This is a genomic window from Natranaerobius trueperi, from assembly GCF_002216005.1.
GTDB classification, from domain to species: domain Bacteria; phylum Bacillota; class Natranaerobiia; order Natranaerobiales; family Natranaerobiaceae; genus Natranaerobius_A; species Natranaerobius_A trueperi.
In genome coordinates, this window is record NZ_NIQC01000024.1 from 1 (window position 1) to 13,173 (window position 13,173).

At 33.3% G+C, this 13,173-nt stretch carries 14 protein-coding genes; 1 reads left to right on the forward strand and 13 read right to left on the reverse strand.

All coding sequences use genetic code 11. From position 1 onward, the window contains the following. From CDO51_RS09770 to CDO51_RS09785, 4 genes are all read right to left on the reverse strand, one after another. Positions 1 to 220 (reverse strand): IS66 family transposase (locus tag CDO51_RS09770; RefSeq protein WP_476703721.1); only part of this gene is annotated, 220 nt, incomplete at its 3' end. 51 nt (positions 221 to 271) lie between these two features. Continuing rightward, a complete protein-coding gene (tnpB, locus tag CDO51_RS09775; RefSeq protein WP_089024087.1) occupies positions 272 to 628 on the reverse strand; it encodes an IS66 family insertion sequence element accessory protein TnpB in 357 nt (118 codons plus the stop codon). After that, the gene (tnpA, locus tag CDO51_RS09780) at positions 622 to 969 is read right to left on the reverse strand and encodes an IS66 family insertion sequence element accessory protein TnpA (RefSeq protein WP_089024088.1); all 348 of its coding nucleotides are present in this window, start codon (positions 967 to 969) and stop codon (positions 622 to 624) included. Before tnpA ends, tnpB begins: the two co-directional genes overlap by 7 nt. A 239-nt stretch (positions 970 to 1,208) precedes the next feature. Then, positions 1,209 to 1,703: a prolyl-tRNA synthetase associated domain-containing protein gene (locus CDO51_RS09785; protein WP_089024089.1), complete on the reverse strand. Its 495-nt coding sequence runs from the start codon at positions 1,701 to 1,703 to the stop codon at positions 1,209 to 1,211. A 563-nt stretch (positions 1,704 to 2,266) separates the two neighbouring features. Between CDO51_RS09785 and CDO51_RS09790 the strand changes: the two genes are divergently transcribed. Next, positions 2,267 to 2,701 (forward strand): DMT family transporter, encoded by a 435-nt coding sequence (locus CDO51_RS09790; protein WP_089024090.1) that lies wholly within the window; start codon positions 2,267 to 2,269, stop codon positions 2,699 to 2,701. Between the two features lie 146 nt (positions 2,702 to 2,847). Here the strand turns inward: CDO51_RS09790 and CDO51_RS09795 are convergent, their stop codons facing one another. The 9 genes from CDO51_RS09795 to CDO51_RS09835 all read right to left on the reverse strand — a co-directional run bounded on the left by CDO51_RS09795 (position 2,848) and on the right by CDO51_RS09835 (position 13,021). Next, positions 2,848 to 3,270: a C-GCAxxG-C-C family protein gene (locus CDO51_RS09795; RefSeq protein ID WP_089024121.1), complete on the reverse strand. Its 423-nt coding sequence runs from the start codon at positions 3,268 to 3,270 to the stop codon at positions 2,848 to 2,850. A gap of 197 nt (positions 3,271 to 3,467) precedes the next feature. Then, positions 3,468 to 4,046: an orotate phosphoribosyltransferase gene (gene pyrE, locus CDO51_RS09800; RefSeq protein WP_089024091.1), complete on the reverse strand. Its 579-nt coding sequence runs from the start codon at positions 4,044 to 4,046 to the stop codon at positions 3,468 to 3,470. Between the two features lies 1 nt (position 4,047). After that, the gene (pyrF, locus tag CDO51_RS09805) at positions 4,048 to 4,785 is read right to left on the reverse strand and encodes an orotidine-5'-phosphate decarboxylase (RefSeq protein WP_089024092.1); all 738 of its coding nucleotides are present in this window, start codon (positions 4,783 to 4,785) and stop codon (positions 4,048 to 4,050) included. 20 nt (positions 4,786 to 4,805) lie between these two features. After that, on the reverse strand, positions 4,806 to 5,732 hold the full coding sequence (locus CDO51_RS09810) for a dihydroorotate dehydrogenase (RefSeq protein WP_089024093.1): 927 nt from the start codon (positions 5,730 to 5,732) through the stop codon (positions 4,806 to 4,808). Further along, a complete protein-coding gene (locus CDO51_RS09815) occupies positions 5,725 to 6,534 on the reverse strand; it encodes a dihydroorotate dehydrogenase electron transfer subunit (protein ID WP_089024094.1) in 810 nt (269 codons plus the stop codon). The genes CDO51_RS09810 and CDO51_RS09815 overlap by 8 nt, the downstream gene beginning before the upstream one ends. A 2-nt stretch (positions 6,535 to 6,536) precedes the next feature. Continuing rightward, positions 6,537 to 9,743: a carbamoyl-phosphate synthase large subunit gene (gene carB, locus CDO51_RS09820; RefSeq protein WP_089024095.1), complete on the reverse strand. Its 3,207-nt coding sequence runs from the start codon at positions 9,741 to 9,743 to the stop codon at positions 6,537 to 6,539. Then, positions 9,736 to 10,800, reverse strand: coding sequence for a carbamoyl phosphate synthase small subunit (locus tag CDO51_RS09825; protein WP_089024096.1), 1,065 nt, complete (start codon positions 10,798 to 10,800; stop codon positions 9,736 to 9,738). Before CDO51_RS09825 ends, carB begins: the two co-directional genes overlap by 8 nt. A gap of 12 nt (positions 10,801 to 10,812) precedes the next feature. Beyond that, on the reverse strand, positions 10,813 to 12,096 hold the full coding sequence (locus CDO51_RS09830; protein WP_089024097.1) for a dihydroorotase: 1,284 nt from the start codon (positions 12,094 to 12,096) through the stop codon (positions 10,813 to 10,815). Next, positions 12,080 to 13,021 carry an aspartate carbamoyltransferase catalytic subunit gene (locus CDO51_RS09835; protein WP_089024098.1) on the reverse strand — a complete coding sequence of 314 codons (942 nt, stop codon included), beginning with the start codon at positions 13,019 to 13,021 and terminating at the stop codon, positions 12,080 to 12,082. Before CDO51_RS09835 ends, CDO51_RS09830 begins: the two co-directional genes overlap by 17 nt. Between the last annotated feature and the right edge of the window lie 152 nt (positions 13,022 to 13,173).

The window sequence follows — 13,173 nt, forward strand, 5'->3', positions numbered from 1 at the left end:
GTTCAGGCTCTTTTGCAGAAACATCAGCTTCTTTTTCAGTTTCGTTAAAAAGCTGCATCTGATCTGGAGTTACTTCACTAGAGCTTCCAAATTGTTTATGTCGGTTAAGCTGGTAGTGTTCTTTGAGTAATTTATTCTCTTTTTCTAACCTGACATTTTCTCGCTCTAATGCAGTACATCTATCTTGTAATTGTTGGATTGCTTTCTCTTGATTTGTCATACTAATTTAATTCGACTTTTTGTACTAAAAACCTTTGAAATCAGTGTTTTTTTACAAAATTCTATTTCTGGTTACTTGGTCATGAGCATCTCGTTGATCTAAAGCTAATCCATCGAGTAACCAGCGCAGTTGACGGTAACTTATGCTTACTGTCTGTGTAGTAGTATCATCGGGCCACTGGAATTTACCTTCTTCTAATCTATGGTAGTACAGCCAAAAGCCCGATGAGTCCCAGTAGAGTATTTTGATTTTATCTTTCTTGCGATTACAAAAAGCGAACAGGCATGGAGAAAATGGATCTAATTCAAAGCTCTGTTGTACTAACACTGCTAAGCCGTCTATTGACTTTCTCAAATCTGTTTTGCCAACTGCCAGGTAGACTCTTTCTACACTGGCTTCTGTTAGCATAGTTCCGAAAGAGTCTTTACTAAATCTTTTAGTAATTGTTTATCAAAACCAGGACCTACTTCTATGGAAGCCTGACCTACTTTAACTATCATCTGGGAAGTGTCCTGTTCTACCTGGTTGGCATTATCAACTTTCAACGGAAGCCACTGAGTCTCAGATGTATTATTGTAATTATTCAAATCCTCATCTTTGTATTTTCTGAGCCAGTAACGCAGTTTAGTGATACTTAAATTGTGTGTATTGCACCATTCTCTAGTGGTCATGCCACTGGATCTTAACTCAGCTATGTGCTGTTTCCAGCTTTCTCTTCGTTTTTCATATTTGTTTTTAGGTTGTGACATGAAAATTCCCCCTACCTTAGTTAGTTGGGGGAATTATGACACAATCTTAGCTGTTTTACTATGTGGGGATAGTTTGACGCTTACAAAAGGTTATTTCACTGTATATTTCTATTATATATTATTATTTTATAAATGTTAATATTTAGGAAAAATATCATTAAGGTTTTCCTAAAAACAACCTTAATAAATTAAAAGCACCCTTCTGTATAGAGAAAGGTGCCTAGTTTATTTTACTAAGATTATATTTTAAGAAAACAATACTTATTACCTACCCAATCTAAATACTTTACAAAGTCATTATACGAAATGGTAATGCTCTCTGTATTTACATTAGGGTGAAATGTAATATTATCTTGATTTTGAACATCTTGATCTATGATAACTTGTACCTCATTTTCAGTATCATTTATTAAACCAAAAGGAGATACAGAACCTTGTTCTAAATCTAGATATTTACTTAATCTACGAGCTGAAGCAAAACTCAATCTACTACTATCTATTTGAGATGCTAATTTTTTTAAATCAACAACTTTTTCACTTGTTAAAATTACTAAAAAATGATTTTTCCCTTTATAATCTCGCAAAAATAGATTCTTACAATGTGTTTTTTCCGTTTCAGGAACTTGTTCAACTGTTTCTTCAATAGTATAAACCGGTTCATGTTTATACGCTTTATAGTCAATATTTAGACTATCTAGTGTTTTGTAAACCTTATCTTGATTTGACACATATATCCCTCCATCTAATATTATTTAAGTAAACACATTATTCACCAGTTTCCTATGTTTTTTGAATAGAGTAAATACTTTCCAACTATTCTGAAGATCCCCCCCCTCTTTAATCATGACTAAATTATTTTTTGGTTATATATTTCACATTAATTAATATAAATTCGCTATTTTCATCAATATTCCTCTATATAAATAATATAATTACCAGAAATTTTAAATATTACCCTTACCATGTTGTCAAATTAAAATGACCTAATTAAGATTAAAAAGAAAACAAAAATTACCCAATTTTACTGAATTATCGTAAAATTTTTAAACTCTAATAACAAATATTACCGAGAAATCTTAATTGTTTAGCTTACATATATTACAGTTGGAAATTAGTTCAATTCAATATTGCAATTAAGGAAACTACACCTTATAATAAGAGTAAAATAAGGTGTATAAAATTACTTATACACCAGTAATTACTAACTATACCTAATTACTTAAGAGTATGAAAGGCAATAAACAAAGATAAAATAAACCATAGGAATATATTTAGACACATTGAAAGGAGCAAAGATATGGTACAAGGAATTATTTATTCAATACTTGCAGGTATTTTTGTATCATTACAAGGGGTATTTAACACTAGATTAAGTGAAGAAGTAGATTTGTGGCACACAAATACTTGGGTACATAGCACAGGCTTCTTTCTTGCAGTAGCCTTAATGTTTATTTTCGAAGGGCCTCCAAACTTTACAAATATTACAAATGTAAGGTTTGATTACCTATTAGGTGGAGTATTAGCAGTACTTATAGTTTTTTCTATTATGAAAGGTATAGGTGCGTTAGGTGTAAGTCACTCTGTAACTATATTAATTGTAACACAAATAACCGTCAGTATGATCATTAGTATCTTTGGTTTGTTTGGTGACCCTGCTGTTAGTTTATCGCCAACAGACATAATAGGAGTTGTTTTAATGATTATTGGAGTTTTAATGTATCAAATATTTTAAAAAATTTATGATGATTCTTTAAAATCAACCTAAATAGTTTATATTAAATCATATTCCACAGTTATGTATATTTAACTAATTGTTAAAATTGTATAATAATACTTCAGAAACAAAATGTTGCAGCCTTAGCTGCAACATAGATAATCTTAATACTTGTATATCAGTTCTACTGTTTTTTCAGCTACTATTCCTGTAAAGTAAATACACTGATCTAAATGTTCTTGACTTCCAAATTGATAATCTTTAATAAGAGCTCTACAACAGTTACTGTGGTTTTCTTTTACAAACCAATCATGTAATTCTTTTGAAGCTTTCATTATTTTTTCATTATCTTTTTTAAATTCAGCTCGTCCAAAAACTAGACCTAATGCCATAATCCCTCCTGATACTGCCCCACAAGAACATCCTGCTCCGCCAAACCCTATAGGAAAGCCAGAAGCTAATTTTACTACGTCTTTGGGGAGCGGTTCCTCTAAAAGCTCGTTAATTGTATATAATATTGCTTCAGAGCATAAGTAGTCACCTTCACGATAATGTTTCTCTGCTTTCTCACGAGCTTTTTGTTTCATTTGTTTTTCACTTATCTTAGAAATTGCACTTAACAAAATATCCCCTCCTTGAAATTGTATTCTTATACTTAAATTATATAGGTGCTAAATTTTAGTAACAAATAGTTTTTATAAATATTACCAACGGGTTGTATAGCTATTTTTTATACAGATGGATAAAAAGAACTGTACCCCTAAATATAGAGGTACAGTTCTTTTTATCTACTTCCTGGTTTTATAGGTCGACCATACTTTTCACATAAAGGACAGTCATCTGGTTCATATGCTTCTAGGTCTAATTTTAATAATGCATGATATTTATCTTTATAATCACTTAATTTACTTTTCTTAATATCTTTACACCTATCTACAAGTACTGCAATATCTTTAACTTCTCCACCAGCATCTTCTACTACATCTATTACTTCCTTAACAGAACCACCCGTAGTAACTACATCTTCTACAACTAATACTTTTGCACCTTTAGGTATCTCAAAGCCACGACGTAGTTTCATTACTCCATCCTCTCGTTCAGTAAAAAGTCCAAAGACATTATAATGTTTTGCAATTTCATAAGATAAAGTAATACCACCAACGGCAGGTCCAATTACTAAATCATACTCACCTGTTAACTTCTTAGTTAGCTCTTTAACTAATATTTCTGTATAATATGGTGATTTTAAAACTTGAGCACATTGAATATAGTGGCTTCCATGTTTACCGGATGTATAAAGGTAATGTCCTTCCATAATAGCACCCGCTTCTTTAAATAAGTTATATATTTTTTGTTGATACATACTAAAAACCTCCCTCGTAATTAAACATTTCTTCGTATATTTTTGAAACTGCATGTATTTTCGACTCTCGGTCATGATAACCTGTTATTGGACGTCCGATAACCAAATGAGTTGAACCTTTTTGTAACGCTTCTTTTGGTGAAAGAGTCCTTTTTTGATCACCCTTTGTTGAAAATTTAGGTCTAATACCAGGTGTGACTATAGAAAAGTTCTCAGGACAAGCTTCACTTATAATAGCTGCTTCTTTTGCAGAAGCGACAACCCCGTCAAGGCCTGATGATTTAGCTAGTAAAGCATACTCTTTTACTTTTTGTTCAATCGAACCAGAAAATCCAATTTCCTTTTGGAATGTTTCATTATCAATACTAGTCAAGATAGTAACACCTAAAATTTTAGGTGGGGTTATCCCTAAGTGTTCTGCTTTATTTTGTACATGTTCGACTGTTCTTTCCATCATTTCTCTCCCTCCTGAAATATGGAGGTTAAACATAGAAACACCTAGTTCAGTTAAAACTTTACCTGTTTTAGCAACTGTATTTGGAATATCATGACATTTTAAATCAAGGAAAACTTGTTTATCATATTTTCGTAGTTTTTTTATTATTTCTGGACCCGCTGAATAAAAAAGCTCCATTCCAACTTTGTAATAATTAACCTGGTCTCCCAATTGTTCTACTATTGCTATTGCTTCTTTTTCTGAAGATACATCTAAGGCCACAATCAGTTTATCGTTATTCAAATTATTTCCCTCCCAAAGTTTTAATTATTTCTATGAGAAAGACCCACTAACTCTTCGATGTCAGTAATACCTTCATCTATACAGTACTTTTCTAGCCCCTCAATAATTTCTTTACTAACAGTTGGGTTCATAAAATTTGCGGTACCAACAGCGATAGCAGATGCACCTGCTATTATCATTTCTATAGCATCATTTACATTTGATATACCTCCGAGTCCCATTATCGGAACATTAACTACTTGACTTACCTCAAAAACACATCGAAGAGCAATTGGTTTAATTGCTGGGCCAGATAAACCTGCTACTTCATTATCAAATACTGGTTTTTTACTATCTAGTGAAATAGCCATACCTTTAAGTGTATTAATTAACGAAAGAGCTGAAGTACCTCCTTGTTCACAAGCTCTAGCAATAGTTTTGATATCTGTTACATTTGGTGTTAACTTAGTTATAATTGGTAAATCAGTATTATCTTTAACTGTATTAACTACGTCAAAAGTAAGTTCAGGGTCTACACCAAAAGCTAGACCACCTTTTTTTACATTCGGACACGATACATTAATTTCAAGACCTTTAATATTTTCACACTTTGAGAGTTTTTCAGCTAACCTAGCATATTCTTCAAGCTTATTACCAGAAATATTTACAATGACGTTTATATCTCTTTGTTTCAAAGTCTCAAGAATATTATCTATAAAATAATCTACACCTGGGTTCATAAGACCAATAGAATTCAAAAGACCTGAAGGAGTTTCATAAAGTCTAGTTCCTGTATTTCCGTCTCTAGGTTCTAATGTAAGTCCTTTAACTACAACTGCACCTAAATCTGAAGGATCAACAACTGGTTGATATTCAGTACCAAAACCAAAGGTACCTGATGCTACTGCTACAGGGTTTTTCATATTAATACCTGCAAAATTCACTCGTAAATCAACACAATTATTCATTAATAAACACCTCATTTCCAGAAAAAACAGGTCCATCTGTACATACTTGTTTTAAATTAGTTTTACAGGTACAACCAAGACATGCACCAACACCACAAGCCATTGTTTTTTCTAATGAAACCTGTACTGAAATATCTCTAGGTACCATTAGATTATTTACAGTTTTCATCATTTCTTCTCTACCACATGTATAACAAAAATCATATTGGTTATCTAAAAGGTCTAACTTTAACAGATCTATTACTGTTCCCTGATAATTATAGCTACCATCATCAGTTGAAATCTCAGTTGTTATACCTAAATCTATAAAAGGCTTTATGAGAGGAAGTTCTTCTTTGTTTTTTAAGCCTGCTAGTAACTTAACGTGATGGCCTTGATTTTGTAATGATTGTGCTAAAAGAAATAATGGGAAAACTCCAATACCTCCAGCTACTAATAAAAGATTTTTTTGTTCATCCCACCTATATTTAAAACCCTTACCTAGAGGTCCCATTATTTTTAATTTATCAGTGGAACGTAACTGAGATAGTAATTTAGTACCTTTTCCTACAACTCTATATACAACTGATGCATAACCTTGTTCTTTATCAAGGTCGTAAATACTTAATGGTCTAGGAAGAAGTGGGTCTGTAGAAAAACCCATTTCTTCCTGAGCCATTAAAATATTTATAAATTGACCTGGTTCACCTAGAGAACTTATTTTAGGAGATTTTAATACTAATTGATAACAATCTTTTGTAATGGGCTTATTAGATACGACTACAGTCTTTTCACTAACCCATTTTTGTTTAATTGTACTCATTTTTATTCTCCTTTCTCTAGGTACTCTTGTAGTGATTGTACCCGATTAATTTCTTCAGATTGTAATGACTTAATAGCATTTACTAAAACTTTAGAAGTATCTATAGAAGTTAGACAAGGAATACCATTTTCTACTGCTGCTCTTCTAATTTTAAAACCATCCCTTGTAGGTTCTTTGCCTTTAGTAAATGTATTTATAACATATTGGATTTTGTTATCTTGAATAAGATCTAGTAAGTTAGGTGAGCTTTCTTGTATTTTAGAAACTTCTTCTACTTCAATTCCTTGTGAACTTAAATATGAAGCTGTTTTTGGTGTTGCATATATATTTAAACCTAGGTCTTTTAAGTTTCTTACAAGAGGGGTAACCTCTTTTTTATCCCTATCTGCAACCGTTACAAGTACTCCCCCTGATAAGGTTATATTGAAACCACTTGCAATCATAGCCTTATAAAGAGCACTATCTAAATTATAATCAATCCCTAATACTTCACCCGTAGATTTCATCTCCGGGCCTAGAGTAGTATCTACTTGTGCTAGTTTTGCAAAAGAAAACACTGGTGCTTTAACAGAATAGTAATTTGGTTCTGGATGCAAGCCAGGTGTTATCCCTTGATTTTTAATACTATATCCCATCATTACTTTAGTAGCTATTTTTACTAAAGGTAAGCCAGTAACTTTACTTATGAAAGGTACAGTTCGTGATGATCGTGGGTTAACTTCTATTACATATAATTTGTTATCATGGTAAGCATATTGGATATTTATAATTCCTTTTACATTTAAACCCTTTGCTAAATTCTCAGTGTAATACTCTATTTTATCTTTCAGTTCTTTTGTAAGTGATATTGAAGGAAAAACTGCCATGCTATCTCCAGAATGTACACCCGCTTTTTCGATATGCTCCATAATCCCAGGGATTAATACATTTTCTCCGTCATAAACAGCGTCTACTTCTAGTTCTATACCTTGAATAAATTTATCTAACAAGATAGGATAATCAGGGGATACTTTAACTACCCAATTGATATAAGACTTTAATTCCTCACTGCTTCGTATTATCTCCATTGCTTGCCCACCTAGGACATAAGACGGTCTAATAACTATCGGAAAGCCTATTTCTTCTGCAATTTTCAAAGCCTCTTCACTAGTTCTTGCCGTTTTTCCTTTTGGTCTATCTAGGTCTAAATCTTGTAATAGTTTATCAAACTTATCCCTGTCTTCAGCTCTATCCATATCACTTACACTAGTTCCGAGAATATTTGTACCTAAATTGTTAAGTGGTCTTGCTAGATTTACTGCAGTTTGACCACCGAATTGGGTGATAACTCCGGTAGGTTTTTCTTTCTTTATTACTCCCATAACATCTTCACATGTGAGAGGTTCAAAGTATAATTTATCTGAGATATTAAAATCAGTACTTACTGTTTCTGGGTTGTTATTAATTATAACTGCTTCATATCCAAGTTCTTTTAATGCTTGTGCTGAATGAACAGAGCAGTAGTCAAACTCGACTCCTTGTCCTATTCTGATAGGACCAGAACCTAAAACTATTACTTTATCTTGTTGTGAAACCAAAACTTCGTCTTCTTTTTCATAACTCGAGTAGTAATAGGGGGTATTCGCTTCATACTCAGCAGCACAAGTATCAACCATCTTATACGTAGGATTTATTTCTGCATAACTTCTTATCTTTGAAATATTATTGGTTGATGCAAAGTTTTCTATTACCTCATCAGTAAAACCATATTCTTTTAATTCTTGTAAAAACTCATTATCTAATGGTAATTTAGTTAGTTTTGTTTCAAGATCAACTAAATTTTTAATCTTAGCGAGAAAGTACCTATCAATTTCAGTGACGGAATGGATAGTGCTAAGTGGTATCTCTTTTCTTATGGCATGAAATATCCAAAGAATTCGTTCATCTGTTTGCTCTTGAATATTAGTAATAATATCTTCATCTTTAAGATTAGTTAAATCTTTGTTATAAAGATCTCCTAGATCAATCTCAAGGGACCGTAATGCCTTCATAAAAGCAGACTCAAAGTTTCTACCTATTGCCATCACTTCACCTGTAGCTTTCATTTGAGTCCCTAGTTTTCTATCAGCTAAGTTAAATTTATCAAAGGGAAACCTAGGAAGTTTTAAGACTATATAATCAAGGGTAGGCTCAAAACATGCGGATGTTGTTCCTGTTACCTGGTTTTGTATCTCATCTAAATTATAGCCAAGAGCGATCATAGTGGCTACTCGTGCAATGGGATAACCCGTTGCTTTTGACGCAAGTGCACTAGATCTACTTACTCGAGGGTTTACTTCTATTACATAGTAGTCCCTACTATAGGGATCTAGTGCAAATTGAATATTACATCCACCTTTAATCCCAAGTTCTCTAATAATTTTAATAGATGCACTTCGTAGCATTTGATGATCTTTATCTGTCAGTGTTTGAGATGGTGCAGTTACTATACTGTCACCTGTATGAACTCCAACTGGGTCTATATTTTCCATATTACAGATAGTAATACAGTTGTCATTATTATCACGTATGACTTCATATTCAACCTCTTTCCAACCTGTAATGCAGCGTTCTACTAATATTTGATCGATAGGTGAGTTTTTCAACCCACTTAGTGCAATTTCCTTAAGCTCTTCTTCATCTCTACAAACACCACCACCGGTACCACCTAAGGTATAAGCAGGTCTTATAATTACCGGATACCCAATAGTACTTGCAAAGGTTAGAGCACCATCAACTGATGATACAATTTTACTTTCAGCGATAGGTTCATTGATTTCATTCATAGTATTTTTGAATATATCTCTGTCTTCAGCTTTTTTAATCGATTCAGTTGAAGTACCTAAAAGTTTTACATTATACTCATCTAATATCTTAGATTCTTTCAGTTCCATTGAAAGATTTAACCCTACTTGACCCCCTAGTGTAGCTAATAAACCACATGGTCGTTCTTTTTTAATAATTTCTTTAAGATACTCCAAAGTAAGGGGTTCAAGATATACCTTATCAGCCATAGTGGTGTCTGTCATAATGGTAGCAGGATTAGAATTAACTAAAATTACTTCATATCCCTCTTCTTTTAAAACAGAACAAGCTTGAGTACCGGCATAGTCAAACTCTACCGCTTGCCCTATTACAATAGGACCAGATCCTATAACTAATATTTTGTTTAAATTATTATCTTTACCCATGATAATCACCTACCTTAGATTTTTTTATTAGCTTACTAAAATTAAATAAGATATCTTTTGAGTCCTGTGGTCCGGGACCTGCTTCTGGGTGAAACTGTACTGATAATACTGGTAGTGATTTATGAACAAAACCTTCTATAGTATCATCATTTAAATTTACATGAGTTATTCGAATATTATCTAAGACCTCACTTGCCTTTAAAGTATAGCCATGATTTTGAGAGGTTATCCATACTTTTTTTGTATCTAGATCTTTTACTGGATGGTTTCCACCTCTATGACCATATTTCATTTTAACTGATTCAAAACCTAAGGACAGTCCTAATAACTGATGTCCTAAACAAATACCTAAAAGTGGAATTTGTTCTTCTAGTAATTTTTTAATAGTAGGTATTACCTCTGAGATATCCTTTGGATCACCAGGTCCATTTGATAACAAAATACCATCAGGTTCGTAACTCATGATTTCTTCAAATGAACTAAAAGCCGGAAGAACTATAACTGTAGCTTCTAGGTTAGATAACGATTCAAGTAAACTTTTTTTAACTCCAAAATCTAAAGCAACTATCCTATCTTTTCCCCCAGGAACTACATAAGGCTTTACAGTAGTAACAGTCTTAACTAAATCATTAGTTGGTGTAGATACTGGTTTTTCATCATCACAAATCACCTTCCCTTTCATAGTTCCTTTGGTTCGAATTAGGTTAGCAAGTTTTCTAGTATCTACCCCTGTAAGCCCAGTTATCTTACAGCTTTTAAGATATTCGTCAAAATCTATTTTCTTTTCAAAGTGACTAGGGCTCACACAAAGTTCTTTAGTTATAATAGCTGATACATGAGAAGTGCTTGATTCAAAGTCTTGTCTATTTATGCCACAGTTTCCAACTAGAGGATAAGTGAAAGTCACTATCTGATTACAATATGACGGGTCAGTGAGTGTTTCCTGAAAACCTGTCATACTTGTTGTAACAACAACTTCTGCCTCTATATTTTCTTTTGTACCAATTGGAGTTCCGTAAAATATTGATCCATCTTCTAATAATAGTTTAGCACCCATAGTTTACCTCCTTTATTTTTGAAGTTTGCCATCTTTTACTACAAATTTACCATTAACAATGGTAGCCTTCACTCTGCCAGTAAACTCAAAACCATCAAATGGTGTATTTTTACCTAATGACTGAAATTCTTTTGAATCTACCAGATATTTCTCTTTAGGGTCAACTAGAGTTAATTGTGCTGGTTTTCCTTCCTTAATTTCTCCACCAGGTATCTTTAAAATTTTACGTGGGTTATAAGAAAGTTTAGTTGCAAGTTCTTTTAATGTTAATAACCCAGAATCAACTAATGCTTTTTTTGAAACTGAAAAAGCAGTCTCTAATCCGACTAATCCAAAGGGAGCGTTAGTCAGTTCTACATTCTTCTCATCAGGGGTATGAGGTGCATGGTCAGTTGCAATACAATCTATAGTTCCGTCTACTACCCCTTTTAAAAGCGCTTGTCTGTCTTGTTCAGTTCTAAAGGGAGGGTTTACTTTTGAATTAGGATCAAAGTTTTCTAATATATCTTCAGTGAGAAGTAAATGGTGAGGAGTCACCTCTGCTGTTATCTGTAGTCCATCGGCTTTAGCCTGTCTTATTAGGTTTACTGATTCTTCTGTACTAACATGAGCAATGTGAACATGTGAATCTGTTAATTTAGAAAGCATTATATCTCGTGCTACTATTATATCTTCTGTTTGATTGGGTATCCCTGAAAGCCCAAGCATCATGGCAAGTGCTCCTTCATTCATATCTCCGCCATTAGAAAGATTTTTATCTTCACAGTGACTTATCAGAGGAACATCTAACATTTTTGCATACTCAAGAGCAGTTCTCATAACCTTTGCATCCATGATTGTATTACCATCATCAGAAAAGCCTACAGCTCCAGACAACGTTAGTTCATCCATTTCAGTTATTTCCTTACCTTGACGTTCTTTTGTTATAGCTGCTATTGGGTGTACATTAACTACACCTTCAGTATGGGCTTTGTATTTTATTTGCTGGATAATTCCACTATTATCTGCACATGGGTAGGTATTAGGCATACAACAAACTTCTGTAAAACCTCCCATAGCAGCACTTTTTGTCCCTGAAGCAATCGTTTCTTTTGCCTCATAACCAGGCTCTCTTAAGTGTACATGCATATCACAAAACCCAGGAAAAACAGTATACTCAGAAGCATCTATTATTTCGATTCCTGTAGAATCTATTGAAATGTTTTTTTCTATTTTTGTAATAATATCGTCTTTAATCAATATATCTACTTGCCTATCTTCACCAACTATTTGAGTATTTTTAAGCAATATTGCCATTCTGTTCACCTCCTGATAATAAATAAAGTAATGCCATTCTAATAGCTAGACCATTAGTTACCTGTTCATTTATACGAGATTTTAAACTATCGGCTACTTCTCCAGTAAGCTCAATCCCCCGATTGATTGGTCCAGGATGTAATAATAGTGCATCTTTTTTAGCTAATGAAAGCCGTTCCTTTGTTATCCCATATAGTCTAGCGTATTCTCTTAAGCTCGGAATTAAAGTAGTTCCTTGTCTTTCTTTTTGTATTCTTAAAGCCATAACAACATCTACATCTTTTAATGCATCCTCAACTTTATGATGGCATGTAACATTTAGTTTAGTGAACTTATTATGGTCTAGTAATGTAGGAGGTCCTGAAAGGGCCACCTCTGCACCTAATTTTGTAAGTCCCCAAATATTTGATTTAGCAACACGGCTGTGTGCTATATCTCCTACGATCGCCACTTTTTTCCCTTTAAGACTAGTTAACTGTTCTCTAATTGTCATCATATCAAGTAAAGCTTGAGTCGGATGTTCATGAGTACCGTCTCCTGCATTTATAATAGAACTTGTGACATTGTCTGCTAATAACTTACAAGACCCAGCCATAGGATGGCGCATAACTACTATATTAACTCCAAGAGCTTCTAAAGTTTTCCCTGTATCTACAAGACTTTCACCTTTAACAACACTACTAGCTGAAGAATTAATGTTAACTGTGTCTGCACCTAGATATTTTCCGGCCAATTCAAAAGAAGCTCGAGTTCGCGTACTAGGCTCATAAAACATATTGATCATTGAAACTCCTTTTAAAGTGGGAAGTTTTTTATACTTTCTTGTTGCAAATTCCTTTAAGCTATCTGCTGTATCAAGAATCAGTTCTAACTCTTCTTTTGAAAGATCTTTTAACCCTAATAAATCCTTTCTTTTAAGAACCAATATATATCCCTCCCTTGTATTTTTTACATAAAAAAACTTCCTATTTGCATACAAGGCTAATAGGAAGTTATACATCTAAATCTGGCACAGGTCCCCCGTCTTTACAGGAGTCTATATTTAGATGACTCTCCCTTATTAGCCTCGCAGGACTA